Origin of the sequence: Amycolatopsis sp. NPDC059235, from assembly GCF_042754125.1 — a bacterium.
GTDB lineage: Bacteria > Actinomycetota > Actinomycetes > Mycobacteriales > Pseudonocardiaceae > Amycolatopsis > Amycolatopsis albidoflava.
In genome coordinates, this window is the sequence record NZ_JBHZAG010000035.1 from 12,119 (window position 1) to 31,636 (window position 19,518).

Sequence of the window (19,518 nt, forward strand, 5' to 3'; positions counted from 1 at the left end):
ACCGGGTCAGCCGTTGTTGTGGATCCCGCCCGGCGGGAAGATGCCGCCGGAGCTCGACGTCGTCGAGCCGCTGCCGTCGTCCGCCTTGATCACCAGGATGATCGTCTGGTTCGGGCTGATCTGGGTGCCCGCGGGCGGGTTCTGCTTCACCACCGTGTTCGGCTGGCCGCTGCCGCTGTGCGTGGTCTGCGGCTGAATGGTGCCCGACCAGCCCATGTTCTGCAGCTGCTGCGTCGCCTGGTCCTGGGTCATCCCGGTCAGGTCCGGCATCTGGATCTGCTTCGGCCCGGACGACACGGTCAGCCGCACCGGGCTGTTCGGGGGCAGGTTGCCGCCGTTCGGCTGCTGGTCGATGACCTGGTCCTTCGGCTTGTCCGAGGCCTGGTCGGTGCGCTTGACCTGGAAACCGGCGTTCTCCAGCGTCTGCTTCGCCGACGCGTAGTCCTGGCCGACCGTGTTCGGCACCGTCTTCTGGTTGACGCCCGAGCCGACGACGATGTCCACCGGCGTTCCCTCGACCGCCGAGGAGTTCGCGGTCGGGTTCTGCGACACGACCTTGCCGACGTCGCTCGGGTTGTCGACGGGCTTCGAGGTCGTGTTGCCCAGCTTCAGCTTGGCCTGCTCGAGCGCCGACTTCGCCTCGTCCTGCGACTTGCCCTGCAGGTCCGGCACCGTCGCGCTGCCCGGCTTCTGGCCGACGGTGAGGGTGATCGTGGACGTGGTCGCCACCGTCGCGCCGACCTGCGGGTCGATCGCGATGACCTTGTCGATCTGGTCCTCGGTGCAGGTCTGGCCGCCGGGGTTGCTCGCCTCGGGGCCGCACACCACGTACTTGGTCGGCCCGAACGACGAGAAGCCCGCCTGCTGCAGCTGCGACTTCGCCGTCTGCACCGGCGTGTTGACCACCGGCGGGATCTGCGCGGTCTCGTTCTTGTCGCGGAACGATCCGCTCAGCCAGAAGATCAGCAGCACCACGCCCGCCACGAGCAGCGCGGCGATCACCCCGAAGATGATCCGGCGGCGGCGCTTGGCCCGCGGGTCCTCTTCCGGATCGTCGGGGTACTCGTCGTAGGCCTGCGGCTGGCGCCGGTCGGCGTTCATCACCTGGGTGCGCTCGTCGTCCGACATCACCATCGGGGCCGACGGCCGCTGCCCGGACAGCGTCCGGACCAGGTCCGAGCGCATTTCGGCGGCCGACTGGTACCGGTTCGCCGGGCCCTTGGCCAGCGCCTTCAGCACGACCGCGTCCAGCTCCGGCGACACCGCCGGGTTCACCGACGACGGCGGGTTCGGGTCCTCCCGCACGTGCTGGTACGCGACCGCGACCGGGGAATCGCCGGTGAACGGCGGCTCGCCGGTGATCAGTTCGTACAGCACGCAGCCCGCCGCGTAGACGTCCGAACGGGCGTCCACCGACTCGCCGCGCGCCTGCTCCGGCGAGAGGTACTGGGCGGTGCCGATGACGGCCGCGGTCTGCGTCATCGCCGACTGGCCGTCGTGCATGGCGCGCGCGATGCCGAAGTCCATCACCTTGACGGCGCCGTTCTTCGTGATCATCACGTTCGCCGGCTTCACGTCGCGGTGCACGATGCCGTGCCGGTGCGAGAAGTCGAGCGCGGCGCAGACGTCGGCCATGACCTCCATCGCGCGCTTCTGCGACAGCGGGCCCTCGGTCTTGACGATGTCGCGCAGCGTCCGGCCTTCGACGTACTCCATCACGATGTACGGCAGCGGCCCGACGTCGGTGTTCGCCTCGCCGGTGTCGTACACGGCGACGATCGCGGGATGGTTCAGCGCGGCGGCGTTCTGCGCCTCGCGCCGGAACCGCTCCTGGAACTGCGGATCGCGGGCGAGGTCCGCGCGCAGGACCTTGATCGCGACTTCCCGGCCCAGCCGCACGTCGTGCCCGTGGTGGACCTCGGACATACCGCCGTACCCGAGCGTGTCGCCCAGCTCGTACCGATTGGAGAGCAGTCTGGGTGTCGTCATCGCTTCGTGCCGTTCCATTCCGTCCAAGGTGTGGTCATCATGCCTTGCAGGCCCTGGGCCTCGCTCGTACCGGCCGGGGTGGCTGAGGTCGGTCCGCTCCCGCTGTCCACGCTTCGCGGCGTCCCGCCGTTGCCGGCCGACACCACTCTCGCGATCAAGAACGCCACGGCCACCAGGACCACGACGACGACCACCGCGAGCAGCACCCACCAGCCCCATTGGTTCCGCCTCGGCGGCGGGACCGGCGGGACCCGCTGTCCCGGCGGACCCGGCGGAGCCGACAGCGGCCGGAACGCCGGATTGGAGCTGGGCCCGATCGGCGCGCCGGTACCCGCCTGCGGCACTGCGGGCGGAACCGGCGGCACTGGTGGTTGCCCCGCCGCGTAGGCGGCGTTCACCAGGCCGAGCGGGGTGGGCAGCGGGCGGCCGGCCCGGACCGCGGCGACCGCGCCGGCGAACTCTCCGCCGCTCGCGTACCGCTGCCGGGGGTCCTTGACGAGCGTCGCCTCGATGACCGCCCGCGCGCCCGGCGGCACGTCCGGCGGCAGCGGCGGCGGGACGTCGCGGATGTGCATCATCGCGACCGTCACCGCGTTCTCGGACAGGAACGGCCGGTGCCCGGCGAGGCATTCGTACCCGCACACGGCGAGCGAATACACGTCGCTGGCCGGTTCCGCGTCCTGCCCGAGCGCCTGCTCCGGCGCGATGTAGTGAGCCGTGCCCATGACCATGCCGGAGCGGGTGACCGGGGCTGCGTCGGCGGCCTTGGCCACGCCGAAGTCGGTGATCTTCACCTTGCCGGCTGGGGTGACCAGGATGTTGCCCGGCTTCACGTCGCGGTGCACCAGGCCCTGCTCGTGCGCGGCCTGCAGCGCGGTGCCTGCTTGCTCAAGCAGATCGAGGGTGTAGTCCGCGGTGAGCCGCCCGTGCTTGGCGAGGATGCCCGCGAGCGGATCGCCCTCCACGTACTCCATCACCAGGTACGCGATGGACAGATCCTCGTTGACCGTCTCGCCGTAGTCGTGCACCGCGGCGATTCCGGCGTGATTGAGCGACGCGGTCATCCGCGCTTCGGTACGGAACCGGTGCAGGAATTCCGCGTCGCCGGACAGTTCGGCCTTCAGCACCTTCACCGCGACGATCCGGTCGAGCCGGGTGTCGCTCGCCTGCCAGACCTCGCCCATCCCGCCGACGGCGATCCGGTTCGTCAGCTTGTAGCGCTCGGCCAGCAGCTGACCCGAGGACAGCATCGGCTATCCACCCCCGAGCCGGGCGGCGATGGCGGCGCGGCCGATCTCGGCGGCCACCGTGCCGCCGGTCGCGGCGAGACCGCGGTTGCCGCCGTTCTCGACGATGACCGACACGGCGATCTGCGGGTTGTCCGACGGCGCGAACGCGGTGTACCACGCGTGCGGCGCGGTGTTCTTCGAGTCGGCGCCGTGCTCGGCGGTACCCGTCTTCGACGCGATCTTCAGCGCGTCGTTCTTGCCGCCGCCCTTGGTGAAGGACTCCGACGCGATCATCATGTCGGTGAGGATCTTGTCGTTCTCCGGCGACAGCGCGGGCTTGCCGGTGAGCTGCTCCGGGTCGACGTTCTCGACCGTCGACAGGTCCGGGGCCAGGATCGACTGGATCAGCTGCGGCTTCATCGCGTAACCGTTGTTCGCGACGGTCGCCGAGAGCAGGCAGTCCTGCAGCGGGGTGAGCCGGACGTCGCGCTGGCCGATGCCGCTCTGGTAGAGCGCGCCCGGCGAGTCGAGCGGGCCGACGGTCGAGCCGACGACCCGCATCGGCACCGTCAGGTCGTTCTGCCCGATGCCGAAGTTGGCCGCGGCCGCCTTCATCTTGTCCGCGCCGAGCTGGCCCGCGAAGGTCGCGAACGGCACGTTGCAGGAGTGCGCCAGCGCGTCCTTGAACGTGTTGCCCGGGCAGGTCTCGCCGCCGTAGTTCTCCAGCGTCGTGTTCGTGCCCGGCAGCTGCACGTTCGGTGCGGTGCTGACCTGGGTGTCCGGGCCGATCCCGCTCTCCAGCGCCGCGCTGGCGGTGACGATCTTGAACGTCGACCCCGGCGGGTAGTTCTCCGAGATCGCCCGGTTCAGCATCGGGTTGTTCTTGTCCTTGGAGTAGGCGTCCCACGCCTTGTTCTGGTCGGTGCCGTGCGTCGCCAGCTGGTTCGGGTCGTACGACGGGGTCGACACCATCGCGAGGATGCGGCCGGTCTTCGGCTCCATCGCGACCACCGCGCCGGTGTAGCCGCGCTGCGTCATCAGGTCGTAGGCGGCCTTCTGCACCTTCGGGTCGATGGTGAGCTTCACGTTGCCGCCGCGCGGATCGCGGCCGGTGACCATGTCCGACAGGCGGCGCACGAACAGCCGCGGGTCCGACCCGTTCAGCACGTCGTCCTCGGCGCGCTCGAGCCCGCCCGCGCCGTAGTTGATCGAGTAGTACCCGGTGACCGGGGCGTACATCGGGCCGTCGGCGTAGGTGCGGAAGAACTTGAACTTGTCCGTCGAGGGCTTCACGCCGGCGAGGACGGTGCCGTCCGGCGTGACGATCTGGCCGCGCTGGCGGGAGTACTCGTCGTAGAGCACCCGCTGGTTGCGCGGGTCGGTGCGGTACGTGTCGGCCTTGATGACCTGGACGTAGGTGTCGTTGGCCAGCAGCAGCACGATCATCGCGAGCATCGCCATGCCGACCTTGCGCAGGGGGGCGTTCACGCGGTCCTCCCGTTCGGGTCGCCTTCGGCTGGCGGACGCCGCACCATCACGGTGTGCGCCTCGGCGATCGGAGCCTGCGGCTGCTGCGGCTTCGGCCGGGTGGCCGGCCTGCGCGCCGCGTCCGAAATGCGCAGCATCAGGGCGACCAGGATGTAGTTCGCCAGCAGCGAAGAGCCGCCGTAGGACAGGAACGGCGCGGTGACGCCGGTTTCCGGGATGAGCGCGGTGACGCCGCCGACGACCACGAAGATCTGGATCACGATGGTGAAGGCGAGCCCGCCGCCGAGCAGTTTGCCGAACGTGTCGCGCACGGCCAGCGCGCTGCGCATGCCGCGCATCGCGAGCAGCACGTACAGCATCAGCACCGCGGCCAGCCCGATGAAGCCGAGTTCCTCGCCGATCGCGGCGGTGATGAAGTCGGTGCTCGCGGCGGGCGGGATGTCCGGGCGGCCCGCGCCGAGCCCGGTGCCGCCGACGCCGCCGGTGCCGAGCCCGAACAGGCCCTGCGCGAGCTGGTAGCTGCCGCCCAGCACGTCGTAGCGCGGGCCGAGCGGGTCGGTCCAGTTCTCCACGCGCTGCTGGACGTGGCCGAACAGGTTGTAGGCGAGGATGCAGCCGCCGACGAAGAACGTCAGCCCGACGACGACCCAGATCGCGCGCTCGGTCGCGACGTAGAGCATCACCAGGATGATGCTGAAATACAGCAGCGACGTACCGAGGTCCTTCTCGAACACCAGCACGCCGATGGCGACCCCGGCGGCGATCAGGATCGGGCCGAGGTCACGCGCGCGCGGAAGTTCCACGCCGAGGAACTTCTTGCCCGCCACCATGAACAAGTCGCGTTTGGACACCAGGAACGACGCGAAGAAGATCATCAGCAGCAGCTTCGCGAACTCGCCCGGCTGGATCGAGAAGAACGGCAGCTTCAGCCACACCTTCGCGCCGCCCGCCTCGGACAGGCTGGCGGGCAGCACCGCGGGCAGCGCGAGCGCGCCGAGCCCGATCAATCCGGCGATGTAGCTGTAGCGGGTCAGCGTGCGGTGGTCGTTGACCACCACCAGCACGATCACGAACAGCACCAGCGAAACCGCGGTGAACAGCAGCTGCTTGGTGATCTCCGGCGAGTACTCCTTGCCGCGCTGCAGCGCGGATTCGGCCTTCGCCAGGTCGAGCCGGTGAATCATCACCAGCCCGATCCCGTTCAGCAGCGCGACGCACGGCAGCAGCACCGGGTCGGCGTACGGGGCCCACCGGCGCACGGCGAGGTGCGTCGTGGCGAGCACGCCGAGGTAAGCCAGCCCCACCCACAGGATCGAGAGCGTCAGCTCCTGCTCCTGGTTGGCTTCGACGATGACCAGCGCCAGGGTGACGATGCCCGCCGCGAACGCCAGCAGCGCGAGCTCCGTGCCCCTGCGCTTGGGGAGGTCTCGCGGCGGATTCGTGGCGAACTGGGCGGACGTCGGGTCGGCCAACGGCTGGCCCATCAGTTACCGCCCCCTGTCGGCGGCGTACCCGCCGTCGAGCAGTCCCTCCCCGCAGGCTGGTTCGCCGACGAAGGCGTGCCGCCGGGCGGCGCCACGCTGGACGAGGGCGCACCCGACTGCGGGACGCCCGTGGAAGAGGTCGGCTTGCAGTCCGACAGCTTCTTCTTGAGACGCAGGAAATCGTCGATGTACTTGCGCGCGTCGTCGAGGCTTTCGCGCTTCACGCCGTTCTGCACGGCGATCCGCGCGTCCTCCTGCAACGCGGAGACGCGGAGCTTGTCGGTGCACAGCTGGCCCGGCGGGCACGAGCCCTGCTCGAGCGCGTGCAGGTCGATGCCGAGGATGCTGCCCGGGACGCCGCGATAGATCACGACCTCCTGATCGGGGCCTTCTCCGACGTAATACTGGCTGAGCACGAAGTATCGAGTCGCGATCGCGGCGGCGCCCAGCACGATCAGCACCACGACCGCCCCCACGAGCCAGCGGAACCGTTTCCGCCGTTTCGCCTTCGGGTCTTCCGGTGGAGCCTGCTGCTCCGGCCGCGGCTGCGGAGGCGGCTGAGTCAGCGCGCGCGCCCGGGCCGCGGGGGAATCGCCCTGATGCATCTCGTCGCTGCCGTCGCCGGCCGCTCCGCCCACGATCGGGGCGTCGTCGCCGAAATCGACGTCGACCACGTCGGCGATGATGACGGTCACGTTGTCCGTGCCGCCGCCCTTGAGAGCCAGCTCGATCATCCGGTCGGCGCAGTCCTGCGGGTCCGGGATCTGCACGGCCTCGGCGAGCGTCTCGTCGCTGACCATTCCGGACAAACCGTCGGAGCAAATCAGGTACCGGTCACCGGGACGCGCTTCGCGCACGGTGAGGCTCGGTTCGACCTCGTGTCCGGTGAGCGCCTTGAGCAGCAGCGACCGCTGCGGGTGCACCGCCGCCTCTTCCGGCGTGATGCGGCCCTGTTCGAGCAGTTCGTTGACGAAGCTGTCGTCCCGGGTGATCTGGGCGAACTGGCCGCCGCGCATCAAATACGCGCGCGAGTCGCCCACGTGGACCAGACCAAGTCTGCTTCCCGCGAACAAGACGGCGGTGAGCGTGGTGCCCATGCCGTCGAGATCCGGGTCCTGGGACACCAGTTCGGCGATCGCCGCGTTGCCGTTCTGGACGGCTTCGCGGAGCTGGGCGAGGAGGTCGTCTCCAGGCTCGTCGTCGTCGAGCGGGGCGAGCGAGGCGATGACGACCTTGCTGGCCACCTCACCTGCGGCGTGCCCGCCCATGCCGTCGGCGAGCGCGAGGAGACGCGGGCCGGCGTAGACGGAGTCCTGGTTGTTGGAACGCACCAGGCCCCGGTCGCTGCGGGCCGCGTAGCGGAGGACGAGAGTCATGGGCGAAGCTCGATCACCGTCTTGCCGATCCGGATGGGGACTCCGAGCGGGACCCGGAGGGGTGCAGTGACCTTAGCCCGGTCGAGGTAGGTCCCGTTCGTCGAGCCCAGATCTTCCACGTACCAGTCCTCCCCGCGCAGCGCGATCCGGGCGTGCCGGGTCGATGCGTAGTCGTCGTCGAGCACCAGCGTCGAGTCGTCGGCCCGGCCGATGAGGATCGGCCGGCCGTCGAGCGCGATGCGGGTGCCCGCGAGGGCCCCGTGTGTGACGAGCAGTTGCTGCGGGGCCTTGCTGCCCCGCGGCTTCTTCTCTTTGTTGCGGCGGAAGGACGGCACCTGTACCCGGAGGCCTGAGGCGGCGTAGAGGTCCGAGCGCACGACTCGGAGCGCGGCGAACACGAAGAGCCAGAGCAGCACGAGAAAGCCCACTCTGGTGAGTTGAACGACCAGCTCTGGCACTTGTTGTGTCCGCTCCCGCCTGTGCCTGCAAGCCGCGGCGCCACGCGCGCCGCGGATCCCCCCGCACGACAATTCTGCGGGAACCCTGTGGACGGTCTGCGATCAGCCCTGGGTTCGGAACACCAGGGACGAATGGCCCACCCTGATCACGTCGCCGTCGGCGAGCTGCCACGTCTGCACCGGAGTGCCGTTGACCGTGGACCCGTTGGTCGACCCGATGTCGGCGAGCGTCGCGCTCTGGCCGTCCCAGGTGATCTCCAGGTGCCGCCGGGAGACGCCGGTGTCCGGGAGCCGGAAGTCGGCGTCCTGGCCGCGGCCGACCACGTTCGCGCCCTGCTTCAGCGAGTAGGTGCGGTTGGAGCCGTCGTCCAGCTGGAGGCTCGCCTGCAGCTGCCGTCCCGGAGCCGGGGCGCCCTGCTGCGCGTACGGGTCCTGGCCGTAAGCCGCCTGCTGCTGGCCGCCGTACTGGTCGTACCCGCCCTGCTGGCCGTAACCCTGGTCGTAGCCGCCCTGCTGGGGCTGGCCGTAACCCTGGTCGTACCCCTGCTGCGGCTGCCCGTAGCCCTGGTCGTACCCGCCCTGCGGAGCCTGGCCGCCGTAGCCCTGGTCGTACCCCTGCGCCGGGGGCTGGCCGCCGTAACCCTGGTCGTACCCCTGCTGCGGCGGCTGCCCGCCGTAGCCCTGGTCGTATCCGGGCTGCTGGCCCTGGCCGCCGTACTGGTCGTAGCCCTGCGCTGGGGGCTGGCCGCCGTAGCCCTGGTCGTAGCCCTGCTGCGGCTGACCGCCATAACCCTGGTCGTACCCGGGCTGCTGGCCACCCTGCTGTCCGTAGCCGTACTGGCCCTGCTGGCCGTACGGGTCACCCTGGTCGTATTGGCCGTAGCCGGGGGGCTGGCTCATTGGTGGGTCTCCTGCGTTGCTGGGTCGTGCCGACCGTGACGGCCCTTCCCCCGCAGTGTCGCGGGCGTCGGGATCGACGGACGAACGGGTCTTGAACTGTCCAGTATGCAGCGCCTCGTTGCGCTCGAGTGATACGACGACGTCACCATAGGTGTCCCAGCCCTGTGCGGCGAGGTGTTCCGCCACCGCCCTCGCGAGAACCCCGGTGACCCGCTGCTCATCGCCGGCCATGCGATCGTGGTCAGCCGCCCCCAAAGACACGATGTAGTGATTCGGGGCGAGCTGCCGACCGCCTGCCAGCTCACGAACGTTCTCCTCGCCTTCCCTCTCGAGCGCAACCGCCACTTCCTGCGTGACGACGTTGCCGCCGAACATGCGCGCGAAAGTATTCCCCACCAGGTTCTCGAGACGCCTGTCAAAGCGCTCAACGCGACCCACCGGGGACAACCTCCTCACACGTGTGCTTCCGCATCGATCCTATCCGGGGGAGGAAGGGTTGGGCATGCCCCCGGTGAAACCCGTCAGAAGGCCCTGCTAAGCTTTGCTGGCTGCCTCAAGGAAGCAACTCGGGCGAGTGGCGGAATGGCAGACGCGCACGGTTCAGGTCCGTGTGTCCGAAAGGACGTGAGGGTTCAACTCCCTCCTCGCCCACCATGGTCAGAGCCCCAGCCGCTTGCGCGACTGGGGCTCTTTTCCGTTGTCGGTCGTTCCTTTGACCCGGGGGCCGAGCCCCCGGACCCCCGCGGTGCCTTCGGCTGCGGTTGGCGGGTGGGTTGGGCCGTGTGGGGGTGGGCCAGGACACATTTTGGGTTGCTCGGGTGGGTGGGGATTCCCGGATGTGGGTGGCGGGGTGGGTTGCGTTGGGGTGGTTTAGTGGTTGCTGAGAGTTATCGCGTCTTGGGCCTGGGAGGGGGTGAGGCGATGATGAAGCCCTATTCGTTCGTGGCGTCTCCTGGGCGGTGGTTTCCTCCGGCTCTGGTCGAGCGGATTCGTGCTGTCACGATTCGCTGGGGTGCCGCTAGTGCCGGAATTGGCTTGCTCATGGTGGTCGCGGTGCCGGTTTTTGGGTATGGGCTGCCCACTTCTTATGACGTGACTACTGGGCTGACGGTCGTCTTGGGGGTGCTCGCGGCGGTCTGTTTGATGCTTTCCGGGGTGGGGCTGATGGTGGCGCGTTCCTATGTCGCGTCGGGGCATCTCAGGCATCGGAAGGAGTACACCGTCCTGGGGGTCCAGCTGGGGACGGCTGTTCCGGGGTGGGTGACGGCGATCGGATTCGTTCTCTGGTACGTCGTTTCCGTGACGACTTCGGGTAGTTATTCCGGGGTGGAGCAGGTGCACTTCACCGTGCCCGTCGTGCTTTATTTGAGTATCCCTGTCGTCGCGGCGCTTATTAACTCGGTCAACTTGATCATCGCGTTTTCTTTGTTTTTTCCCTCGCCTCGCAGGCTGAGCGGGTACTGATGGGCCAGGAGCTGGAGCGGTACTTCGAGGGCGACTGGCGCGAGCCGGTGCGCGTTGTGGTGCTGGGGCGGGTCAAGGTGCGGCGCGATCGGCGGCGGGCTGATCGGTCCCTCGGGTGTGTGGCGGACACCGTTCTTGAGATTTTCGCGCATCTCGCGTGGCCCGTTATGGGGCTTTGGGAGTTCGTGACGGTTCCCAAGAGAAAAAGGAAACCGGTGGCGGTGCCCAGCGGGCCGGCTCGTGGGCAGGCTTACGAAGCGGCCTCGAGGTTGAAGGGGCGCGGGGAGATAGCCGTGGTGCGCGGGGCGGCGCGGGTGGCGTTGGTCGAGGTGGGGGAGGCCGCGCCGGTCGTGGTGTGGCAGGGACAGGCGCGGTGGAGTCCTTCGCCTGCCTGTTTGTACTGGGAAGACGGCTCGATGTTGCTGCTGGCGCCGCGGTGAATCGGTAAGCTGGCGGTCACTCGGGGTGAGGGGTGGACTGGTGCACAACGAAGTCGGGTCGGTCGGCAGCGGTGGTTCTCTCGTGCAGGCGCAGTACATCGGCACGGTCAACCAGCAGCTGCCCGGGCCCGAACGCGTGGTGCCGCACGAGACGCCGCGGGCGTTGCGGCGGTTGGTCGGGCGGGAAGAGCAGATCAAGGCGTGTCTCGAAGATCGGCGCGCGCCGCTCGTGGTGTTCGACGGGTTGACCGGGGTCGGGCGGCGGGCGTTGGCGCGGTATGTGGCTGAGCAGGTGAAAGACCGTTATCCGGGCGGGGCCTATTACACGGACTACGCGACCCACACGGTCGACGGGGAGACGGTGATTTCGGCGGCGCTGCGGTCCTTGCTGCGCCGGGACGGGGTCCGTGACGAGGTGATGCCCGCCGAACCTGGGCTGGCGAGTCTGTGGCGGAGCCGGTCGTCCGGGGCGGCTGCGGTGATGTTGCTCGAGAACGTCACGGAAGCCGAGCAGTTTCTGCAGTTGATGCCTGGCGGGCAGGATTGGCTGGTGCTCGTCGCTGGACGGGTGGAGTCGCCGATCGAGATCAACGAGGTCGGTGGCAAGACGGTCAGGGTCGCTCCGCTCGACGAAGCACGGTCGGCCCAGTTGTTTCGTGAACTGAGCGGGCTGGACGGCGAGGACGCGCTGCTGGCGGAGATTCTCGGCTACTGCGGCGGATTGCCGCTGGCCATCCGGAACGCCGCGACGCTCGTCGCGGTCGGGCGGTGTCCTTCGTTGCCGGAGCTGGCGGCGCGGCTTCGGCGTTCGCGCGCCGAGCTGATGCGGACCGACCGGGGGCCGAAGAAAGGGGAGCCGGTGTTTGAAGCGACGTATCAGGAAGCGACGGACCCGGCCCAGCGGGCGTATCGGCTGCTTGGCGCGTATCCGGCGATCGACTTCACCGCGGCGGTTTTCCACCTGCTGATCGGGCTCGACGAGGCTACCGCGGGAGACATCCTCGCCGAGCTGGTTCTGCTGAAGGTGCTTCAGGAAGATCGCGGCCAGTACTCCATGCATCCGCTCGTCCACGACCACGCGGCGTCCCTTTCCGGCTTGGGCGACGAGGAGACGCACGAGGCGCTCGCCCGGGTGGTGCGGGGGTTCCGCGACGTCGCGTACTACGCGGACGCGGCGATGATCGAGGTCAATCGGTACCGGGTCGCGGGCGTTCCGGAGATTTCGGATCCCTTCACCGGCGACCGGCGGGCCAACGGGCTTGCCTGGTTCGAGGAGAACCGGCGTGCGCTGCACGAGCTGCTGCCGGTGGCCAGTGAAATCGGCCTGGTGGACGAGATTTGGCAGATCGCCGAGTCGCTCGCGGCCTACTACTTCGATCGCAAGCGGCATGCCGATTCGCTCAGCAGTCTCCGGCACGGCATCAAGGCCGCGGAAGAAGCCGGGAATCGTGCCGCGGAGGCACGATTGCGCAGCCTGGCGTCGCGTCCGTTGACGGATCTTGAGCAGTTCGAGCAAGCCGGGGAGTTCGTGGCACGCTCTCTCGAACTGGCGGATCAGGACGGACATCTGGTGCTGCGGGCGTCGGTGCGGGAGTTCGCCGGTCGGTACCACGATGTGGTTGGGCAGCCGGAACAAGCGCAGCAGCGGTATCGCGAATCGATCGAGTTGAACGAGGTGGCCGGGGAAGCGCGTGGTGAGGCGCTGAGCCGGATGTTTCTCGGGCAGTCGCTCGGCGACGCGGAGGGGTTGCGCGAACTGGAAGCCGCGCATCGGGCGTTTGGCGAGATTGGCGACGGGCGGTTGGCTGCGCGAGCCTTGCTGATTACCGGGCAGGTGCGGGTGCGCATTGGGGTGCCGGGCGGAATTGACGCGTTGATCAAGGCTGCGGAGGCGTTCGAGGCGAGCGGGGCGACGTTCTACGAAGCCCAGGCTCGGGAAGCGTTGCACGCGGCGATGGTCGAGGAGAGCCCGGAGGCGGCGCGTAGCCACCTGGAGCGGGCGATTCGGCTGTATCGAGAGCTGGGCAGTCCGCGGGCGGACAAGCTGGCGTCAGAAAACGACGGTGGTCTCGACGGAGCCGAGTCGTAGGGAGAGCGGACGTTGTGCGCGGCCGGTCGCCAGGCAGGCGTGCAGGGCTGATGCCAGTGCGGCGACGTCGGCAGAGCCGGTCACGGTGAATGTGTTGCCGTCGCGGGTGTGGGCGACGCATCCGTTCGGGATGGCGGCCGCGGTCAGTGTGCAGGTGGGGTGGAGCCGCAATGCGTTGGCGCACCAGGATTCCGGTGCTGGGCGCAGTGCGGTTCTGGTGAGCACGGTGGCGTTGCCGATTCGGCCGAGGTTGTCGTCGCTTTCGTCGGCGACCACGTGTCTCAGGCTGGTCGAGGCTCGTTCGGAGTCCGGTTTCCATTCTTCTACCGAGCGCGGGAATCGGTACAGGGTAAGGGAATCTGGGGCGGTGAACTCCGGATAAGCGGTGAAGGCGAGCGGAACGGCCTGGCGTGGGTCTGGGTCGGGTGCGCGCAGGAGTTCTAAGGGTCGGGCTTCCAGGCCCGCCAGGCGGAGTATGAGCGAGTGCAGCTCAGCGGTCGCGCCGTGCGGGTTGGCGAAGGTGCGTTCGGCGAGATCTTGTTGCCAGGGCTGGGTTTCCGCCGCTTCGATCTGGTCTCGTAGCGGGCGGTCCCAGGCAAGCCGGGAGGCGTGCCGGCCGAGCAGTTCGGCGCTGGTGCCGGGGACGACCTCGGCGCCGAACGCGCCGAGCAGCAAGGGGCGGCCGGTCGCGGCTGCCAGCAGGGAGACCGAGCCGTGGTCGCCGATGACGACGTCCGCGGCGACGATCGCGGCCTGCCATCCGCGTTCCGGCGGGAGAAGCAGGAGCCCGGCGTCTTCGGCGGCGGCGAACCACGAGCGGATCTGGAAGGGGCGGTAGCGCGACCAGACGTTGGGGTGCAGCACGAGGCCGACGGCCGCGGAGTCGTAGTCGAGGGCCGCCAGCAGTTCGGCGGGAAGCCGGGGGCGGCGGCCGATCAGCGAGGTTTCTCCCCAGGTGGAGCTGACCAGCACGAACTTCCGGCCGGTCACGCCAAGGGCGGCGCGGTAGTGGTCGCGGTGCGGTTCGCTCCGGAGCAGTTGCTCGAACTGCGGATCGCCGACGACTACGGTCTGGCCGTAGGTCAGCGGCTCGGCGTCGCGCAGTTGCTTCTGCTGGCTCGGGTGGGAGAGCGCCATCAGGACCCGCCCGGACCGCAGCGCGGTCGACGGGATCAGCCCGGAAAGCCGTGTGCCGGCGGAACCGGAGTCGGGAACGTACTTGTGGAATCCGACGCCGTGCGGAAGGACGAGCACTGGTCCGGAGATGTGGTCGAAATCAATGTTTTCGCTGGCTGTGATGGCGAGTGCGTAATTGAGCTTCGGAACATTTTCCCAGGGGGTGCAATGCGCTTCCGCCCTGGCGAGCAACTCCTCGACGCCCGCGCTGAAGCGGGACCCGCGGTCGACCGTGAAGGTGAAGCGAATCCGCTGGTCATCCTGGAAGAGACGGCAGACTTCGAGCAGCTTGATCGCCGAAGTCCAGGTGCGCACGACTCCGAGCACGACGACTGGGTCGAAAGTCCGCCACCTGCTTTGCTGCTTTGCTGCTTTGCTGCTTTGCTGCTTTGCTGCTTTGCTGCTTTGCTGCTTTGCTGCTTTGCTGCTTTGCTGCTTTGCTGCTTTGCTGCTCAATTCAATTCTACCAAATCCGTTCCTGGAATTCCTGGACAGAACCCTACCTGGCGTGGATACTAGTGACCACGCAGACACAGAGAGTGACATTGGTGGCTGTCTGGTCGGGACCAGTTATCGGGGGAACGATGTGCGGCGGGAGCAACTTCGGCGAGGGGCCGGGCAGCCCCTCCTTCCTCCGTGACGTGTACGGAGACGTGTCTTTCGAAGGTCCGGCTCGGGCTGCGTTGGCATTGACGTCGAGGTTTCAAGCCCCGCCGCTGCACTACCGAAGCGTGCCCCAATTGGAGGAGTTAACCCGGATACACCATGGGGCCGCTGACCAGGTCGCCGTCGTGCTGGTGTTGGGAGTGCCGGGCAGCGGACGCACCACATTGTGCGATTGCTGGTTGTATCGCCATCGGGGTCGATTTGATTGGATGCGCCGCGTGCGGTTGGGCAACCGGCCCGTGGTCGACGTGCTGGCTGAGTTGCTGTCCCAGTTCGGATACCAGCCAGACCAGATGCCGGCGAGTCTCGAAGCCCGCTCAGCGATGTGGCGAGCCTGCACGGCGCCATACCGGGTCGGGTTGCTCGTTGACGACGTGGCGAGCATGGACGATGTGCGCGCGTTGGTGCCGACGCGAGCAGGGTCGTGTGTACTTGTGACCGGCCTGGAGTCTGTTGGGGTTGTGCAGAACCCAGCCAGGGTCGTTCGGCTGGACTGCCTGAGCGACGACGCTGCACGCGGGATGCTTGCCGCATTGGCGGGCGCGAAACGATTGACTGCGGAACCGAAGTATCGGGACGAACTGATTCAGATCTGTGGCTCATCCGCCACCGCGCTCTCGGTCGCAGGTGCGCTGCTCGCGAAGTACCCGTCATGGGAGCTGGGATGGATGGTGGAGCAGATCCGGCAGATCGGCACGTCGGCGACTGCTCTGTTCGACTTCGCCTACGGATTGCTGTCCGAAGTCGAGAAGGCGGTATATCGGTTTTTCGGCGGGCACCCCGGAGAAGGCGATGTACGCGTAGACACCGTTGTCGGCGTGTTCGGCCTGGATCCGCGCGAAATAAAAGGTGCGCTGGCGGAGCTGATGGAGATCAAGCTGATCGCGAAATTTCGTGGTCGCTACCGGATGGCCGACCTGGCTCGTCAGCACGCCGCGACTAAGGCTGACGTGCTGACTTCTGCCGTGATCGACTACTACGCAACAGAAAGCCTGACCATCGCGGAGAGCGCGTTGCCTCGCGGTTGGGCGAAAAGCGTGTGGCGAGAATTCACTGTAGGTTCGCTCGGTCCGACGGAAGCTCGTTCATGGCTGGCTGCTGAGCACGCGAACCTCATAGCTGCTGCCGAGGCCGCTTGGAGGGTGAACGCGTATGACCGCGTAGTACGACTGGCGATGGCGCTCTGGCCGCTGCACAAGGATGGCGGCTATGCAAGCGAAATGGCAGCGGTGAACTGGAAGGCAGTCCGGTCCGCGCATGCTGCCTCGATGGTACTCGCCGAACAGCTTGTTCGTACTCAACTCGGATTCGCCCAGATACAGCGACGAGCGTGGGCTGCGGCGCACGGGCAGTTCGTCGCGGTGGCTGAGCTGGCGGCGTCATTGAACCAACGGGCGTCCGCGTTGGAATCCCTAGGGTTGGTTTGCCTGGAGGCAGGCCTGCTCGCTAGGCAACAGGGACGACCCGATGACGCACCACCGCTGTTGGAACAGGCCGAGCGGTATCTCCGAGCCAACCTCAAGATTGCCGCAGCTATGAACGAAGTGCGCAGGCTCGCCCTTGCCAAGATGCACTTGGCCAAGGTCGTCCGTCCGGAGGAAGCTGCCAGGTTGCTGGACGAGGCTTCGCGGACCCTGCGGCACGAACCGGACAACGCGGTGAAGATCCAGCTGTGGCGAGGTCGGAAACTGGTAGAAGCGGGTGCATACGAGGAAGGTGCGGCCATGTTGGCTGAGCTGGATCCCGTAGCTGAACAGCTCAGCATGCACCGCGAACGGATTGCCGCGTTGTGGTCTCGCGCCGAGAGCGCGCTCGCGCGGGGCTACCGCGACGTGGCGAAGGCGCACGCGAACGATGCGCTGAACATCGCGCGACTACGCGGATACACCGCGGAGGCAGTAGATCTGCTCGTATGGAAAGAGCAACTCGGGTGACTACCGGTGATGGACGGTCAGGTGGACTTCGCGCTTGTATCCGCCCACCGTGAATGGCAACTCTTCTGGAAAGTCTAGGCCCCGCAGATGCCGCGATTGCAGGACAGCCAGCACCAACTGAGGCATGTCGGTACCAGCGAACGACACGACAGCGCCATCACGGCTTCCTGCTAGCCACCCTTGACCCGTTGGGCAGGCTGCCCATTCACAACCGGGGAACTCGCTGAGTGTCACAGCGATCCACCGGCCCGGATCGGGGAATCTCTCGCCGAGAAGGATGTCGGCATGGCGCAACAGGCGCGGATCTGGACCGTCCACGTGGACAACGAGAAGTGCGTCCTCGTGAGCAATCGCGGATGCCGCAGCGAATCTAGTGACCTCGTCGTCCTGCACTTGGACCCATTGCGCTCCTGGCTCTGGCCGATCGACTCGAGGCAGCGGGACTGTGGTGAATCCGATCGGCTGCTCTGGAGGAGGAAGCCGAAGTGCGTCGTAGCCGATTTCGGTAAGCAAAGCGGCTGACTGCCCCGGAACGCTGGTCGCGAGGGCCGTCAGCTCGGCCAGTTCAGCAGGTTGCGTGGCAGTGATCAGTTGATCAGCCAGTGGTTGCTCGGTCAGTTTGGGCGCGGCCCGGAGCAACGCAGCGACCGGGGAGCCCGGATCGACGGCTTCGTGTGGCGCGGAAGCTAGCAGGACTGAGGTGCCCAGGCAGGCGGAGTAGTAGGTTACGGAACCGTGGTCGCCAATGACGACGTCTGCGGCGATTGCGGCTGGCTGCCAAAGATCATCCTCCGTCAGGACTATCACGCCAGCCCTCTCGCATTCCCGCAACCACATTTGTAACTGCCACGGGTAGTGGCCTTGCCCGACATTGGGATGGAGGGCGAGTACCACAGTGAATTCGTCGAGAGGCAGTTGCTGTGCAATTCGCGCAGGCAGATCAGTGCGGGATCCGTACAGTGATTGCGGGCCCCAGGTCGAGGACAGCAAGACCAGTTTCTGTCCGCCGTCTACTCCGAACGCTTGACGGTAGGATTCCCGGAGGCCCTGGGAAGCATGTAACCGGTCAAGGCATGAGTCGCCAGCGATGACTGCGTGTTCAGCGGCCTCCGGACAGTACTCGCGCAATCGGTCGAGTTGCTCGGGATGGGACAGGACGTGATGCTCGGCGATTACCTTCCCGTCATGCATCAGCCACTGCTCGGATAATCCAAAGACGGGCTTCCGGGATCCGAATCCCGATTTTTGTTCACCGGTTTCCAAGAATTTGTTATAACCCATTCCGTGCGGCAAAACCGTCAGCGGAGCGCGTAATTCATGCAATTTTCCGCCGTAACTCGCCGCCAAAGCCCAGTCGAAGTCCTCCGCGACGACGTCTTCCCAAGGCTCCAGCGGGATCCCGCGCGCGGCGAGGTACTCCTGCGTCCCCCGCGTGAACGCGCTCGAATCCGGGCAGGTGAACACCACCTGCACCCGGGGGTCCCCGGCGAACAACGGCAGGACGTCCAGCAGCCGGGTCGCCGCGGTGACGTTGTGCACTACCGCCAGCAGGGTCCGTTCCGTAGGCACAGTGCGCCATCGGGGCGGCACGGGGTAGGACGACGAAGGCACGGAGAGCGATCCTACCGATCGCGCTCCGTGCCGGTCGCTCGAAAAGCCTCAGAGGCTGATATTGCCTTGTACGTCACGCAGCTGGACGACCTTGGCCCCTTCGGCCACGGTGCCCACGTGATTCGTCACCCCGCCGCTGCGCGCCTCTTGATGCACCTCGAACTCGGTGCGCAGCGCGGCGCCGAACTCCGGGTCCTGGCGGCTGGCCTCGTCGAGGCGTTCGGCCAGCGCGGTCACGGTGCCCGGATTCTCCGGGGTGGCCGCCTCCAGTTCCGCGGTCGCCTTGCTGTTGCCGGAGAACTTGCGCTTGACCAGGTCGTACAGCCCGGTCGCGGCCTTCGTGGCCAGCGCGGTGGCGACAGCGGTCAAGATCGGCTCGGGCATGCGACTCTCCTCAGGTCGACGGCCCTTCCACCGTACTCACTTCGCGTGCTCGTCGATCCAGTCGGCGATCACATCGATGCGCGACGTCGTTTCCGCGCCGGTGTGCGGGCAGTCCGGGCCGTTGTTCTCGATCGAGATCAGCTTGCCGTCGGTGAAATACGGCGCGCCCGTGTCGTAGGTGCACGCGCTGGTGGACGCTTCCGGCGCGACGCCGTGAATGCCGACTGTCGTGCCGCCCACCGACGAGATCTTCATCGTGCCCTGCTGCAACTGCTTGGACGGCACCGGATTCTGCGCGGTCCGGCTGCCCCAGCCGGCCAGCGTGACCTGCTGCCCGACGCCCGGCACCAGGTGGTTCGCGCCGAGCGGCGTGATGCCGGGGACCGGACTGTCGAGCTGCGCCAGCGCGACGTCGTTCGGTCCCGCTTGCAGGACCTGCGTGACCTTGCGCTGGACGCCTTTTTCCTTGGTCTCGTCGACCAGGCCCAGCGACACCGTCGTCGGGTACGGCACCGGGCCGGACACCCGGTTCTTGTTGGCGTCGTGGAAACAGTGACCGGTGGTGACGATCCACTGCGGCGCGACGAGCGCTGCCGAACAGAAGCTCGAGTACGTGCTTCCGTTCGGCAGCGGGATTCCGGTCATGCTCAGCTTCGCGGCGAAGCCGAATTGGCCTGCTGGGACGTCAGAGCCGTTCGCGACGGCCAAGGCCGGGCTCGCGGTGAGGATGGGCAGGAGAACTGCTGCGGAGATCGCGGCGCGGACGCGCATTCTGTCCCTTCGTCCGGTGCCACCGGCGGACGCCGATGAACTCGGCCTTCCACGCTAAC

General features: G+C 67.5%; 15 protein-coding genes and 1 tRNA gene. 5 read left to right on the forward strand and 11 right to left on the reverse strand.

All coding sequences use genetic code 11. The annotated features are described in order from the left end of the window. Nucleotides 1-6 precede the first annotated feature (6 nt). The 7 genes from pknB to ACFXI3_RS22925 all read right to left on the reverse strand — a co-directional run bounded on the left by pknB (nt 7) and on the right by ACFXI3_RS22925 (nt 9,362). On the reverse strand, nt 7-1,989 hold the full coding sequence (gene pknB / locus ACFXI3_RS22895) for a Stk1 family PASTA domain-containing Ser/Thr kinase (RefSeq protein ID WP_378401963.1): 1,983 nt from the start codon (nt 1,987-1,989) through the stop codon (nt 7-9). Next, nucleotides 1,986-3,239 (reverse strand): serine/threonine-protein kinase, encoded by a 1,254-nt coding sequence (locus tag ACFXI3_RS22900; RefSeq protein ID WP_344282264.1) that lies wholly within the window; start codon nt 3,237-3,239, stop codon nt 1,986-1,988. The genes pknB and ACFXI3_RS22900 overlap by 4 nt, the downstream gene beginning before the upstream one ends. 3 nt (nt 3,240-3,242) lie before the next feature. Further along, the gene (locus ACFXI3_RS22905) at nt 3,243-4,706 is read right to left on the reverse strand and encodes a peptidoglycan D,D-transpeptidase FtsI family protein (RefSeq protein WP_370932718.1); all 1,464 of its coding nucleotides are present in this window, start codon (nt 4,704-4,706) and stop codon (nt 3,243-3,245) included. Then, nucleotides 4,703-6,190: an FtsW/RodA/SpoVE family cell cycle protein gene (locus ACFXI3_RS22910; protein WP_344282258.1), complete on the reverse strand. Its 1,488-nt coding sequence runs from the start codon at nt 6,188-6,190 to the stop codon at nt 4,703-4,705. The genes ACFXI3_RS22905 and ACFXI3_RS22910 overlap by 4 nt, the downstream gene beginning before the upstream one ends. Continuing rightward, nucleotides 6,190-7,566, reverse strand: a complete 1,377-nt coding sequence (locus ACFXI3_RS22915) for a PP2C family serine/threonine-protein phosphatase (RefSeq protein WP_344282255.1) — start codon at nt 7,564-7,566, stop codon at nt 6,190-6,192. The genes ACFXI3_RS22910 and ACFXI3_RS22915 overlap by 1 nt, the downstream gene beginning before the upstream one ends. Continuing rightward, on the reverse strand, nt 7,563-8,024 hold the full coding sequence (locus ACFXI3_RS22920; RefSeq protein WP_037718919.1) for an FHA domain-containing protein: 462 nt from the start codon (nt 8,022-8,024) through the stop codon (nt 7,563-7,565). The genes ACFXI3_RS22915 and ACFXI3_RS22920 overlap by 4 nt, the downstream gene beginning before the upstream one ends. A gap of 102 nt (nt 8,025-8,126) precedes the next feature. Then, a complete protein-coding gene (locus ACFXI3_RS22925) occupies nt 8,127-9,362 on the reverse strand; it encodes an FhaA domain-containing protein (RefSeq protein ID WP_344282244.1) in 1,236 nt (411 codons plus the stop codon). 130 nt (nt 9,363-9,492) lie between these two features. Between ACFXI3_RS22925 and ACFXI3_RS22930 the strand changes: the two genes are divergently transcribed. The 4 genes from ACFXI3_RS22930 to ACFXI3_RS22945 all read left to right on the forward strand — a co-directional run bounded on the left by ACFXI3_RS22930 (nt 9,493) and on the right by ACFXI3_RS22945 (nt 12,917). Continuing rightward, nucleotides 9,493-9,578 (forward strand) — tRNA-Leu (locus tag ACFXI3_RS22930). 267 nt (nt 9,579-9,845) lie between these two features. Continuing rightward, complete coding sequence (locus ACFXI3_RS22935; protein WP_378401966.1) at nt 9,846-10,388, forward strand: hypothetical protein; 543 nt, start codon at nt 9,846-9,848, stop codon at nt 10,386-10,388. Then, entirely contained in the window at nt 10,388-10,828 is a 441-nt protein-coding gene (locus ACFXI3_RS22940) for a hypothetical protein (RefSeq protein ID WP_378401968.1), read from the forward strand. Before ACFXI3_RS22935 ends, ACFXI3_RS22940 begins: the two co-directional genes overlap by 1 nt. Nucleotides 10,829-10,868: 40 nt before the next feature. Next, nucleotides 10,869-12,917 carry a hypothetical protein gene (locus ACFXI3_RS22945; protein WP_378401970.1) on the forward strand — a complete coding sequence of 683 codons (2,049 nt, stop codon included), beginning with the start codon at nt 10,869-10,871 and terminating at the stop codon, nt 12,915-12,917. On the opposite strand, the gene ACFXI3_RS22950 is transcribed toward ACFXI3_RS22945, so the two are convergent. Next, nucleotides 12,879-14,639 (reverse strand): hypothetical protein, encoded by a 1,761-nt coding sequence (locus ACFXI3_RS22950; RefSeq protein WP_378401972.1) that lies wholly within the window; start codon nt 14,637-14,639, stop codon nt 12,879-12,881. The two genes, ACFXI3_RS22945 and ACFXI3_RS22950, sit on opposite strands and share 39 nt — an antisense overlap. Nucleotides 14,640-14,677: 38 nt before the next feature. Here ACFXI3_RS22950 and ACFXI3_RS22955 point away from each other — a divergent pair, with 38 nt between their 5' ends. Then, nucleotides 14,678-16,693: an NB-ARC domain-containing protein gene (locus ACFXI3_RS22955; RefSeq protein ID WP_378402047.1), complete on the forward strand. Its 2,016-nt coding sequence runs from the start codon at nt 14,678-14,680 to the stop codon at nt 16,691-16,693. On the opposite strand, the gene ACFXI3_RS22960 is transcribed toward ACFXI3_RS22955, so the two are convergent. The 3 genes from ACFXI3_RS22960 to ACFXI3_RS22970 form a co-directional block, all read right to left on the reverse strand. Beyond that, on the reverse strand, nt 16,694-18,232 hold the full coding sequence (locus ACFXI3_RS22960; protein WP_378401974.1) for a hypothetical protein: 1,539 nt from the start codon (nt 18,230-18,232) through the stop codon (nt 16,694-16,696). It abuts the gene before it with no gap. 120 nt (nt 18,233-18,352) lie between these two features. Continuing rightward, nucleotides 18,353-18,688: a hypothetical protein gene (locus ACFXI3_RS22965; RefSeq protein ID WP_378401976.1), complete on the reverse strand. Its 336-nt coding sequence runs from the start codon at nt 18,686-18,688 to the stop codon at nt 18,353-18,355. Between the two features lie 36 nt (nt 18,689-18,724). Next, a complete protein-coding gene (locus ACFXI3_RS22970; RefSeq protein ID WP_378401978.1) occupies nt 18,725-19,459 on the reverse strand; it encodes a S1 family peptidase in 735 nt (244 codons plus the stop codon). Nucleotides 19,460-19,518: the final 59 nt, after the last annotated feature.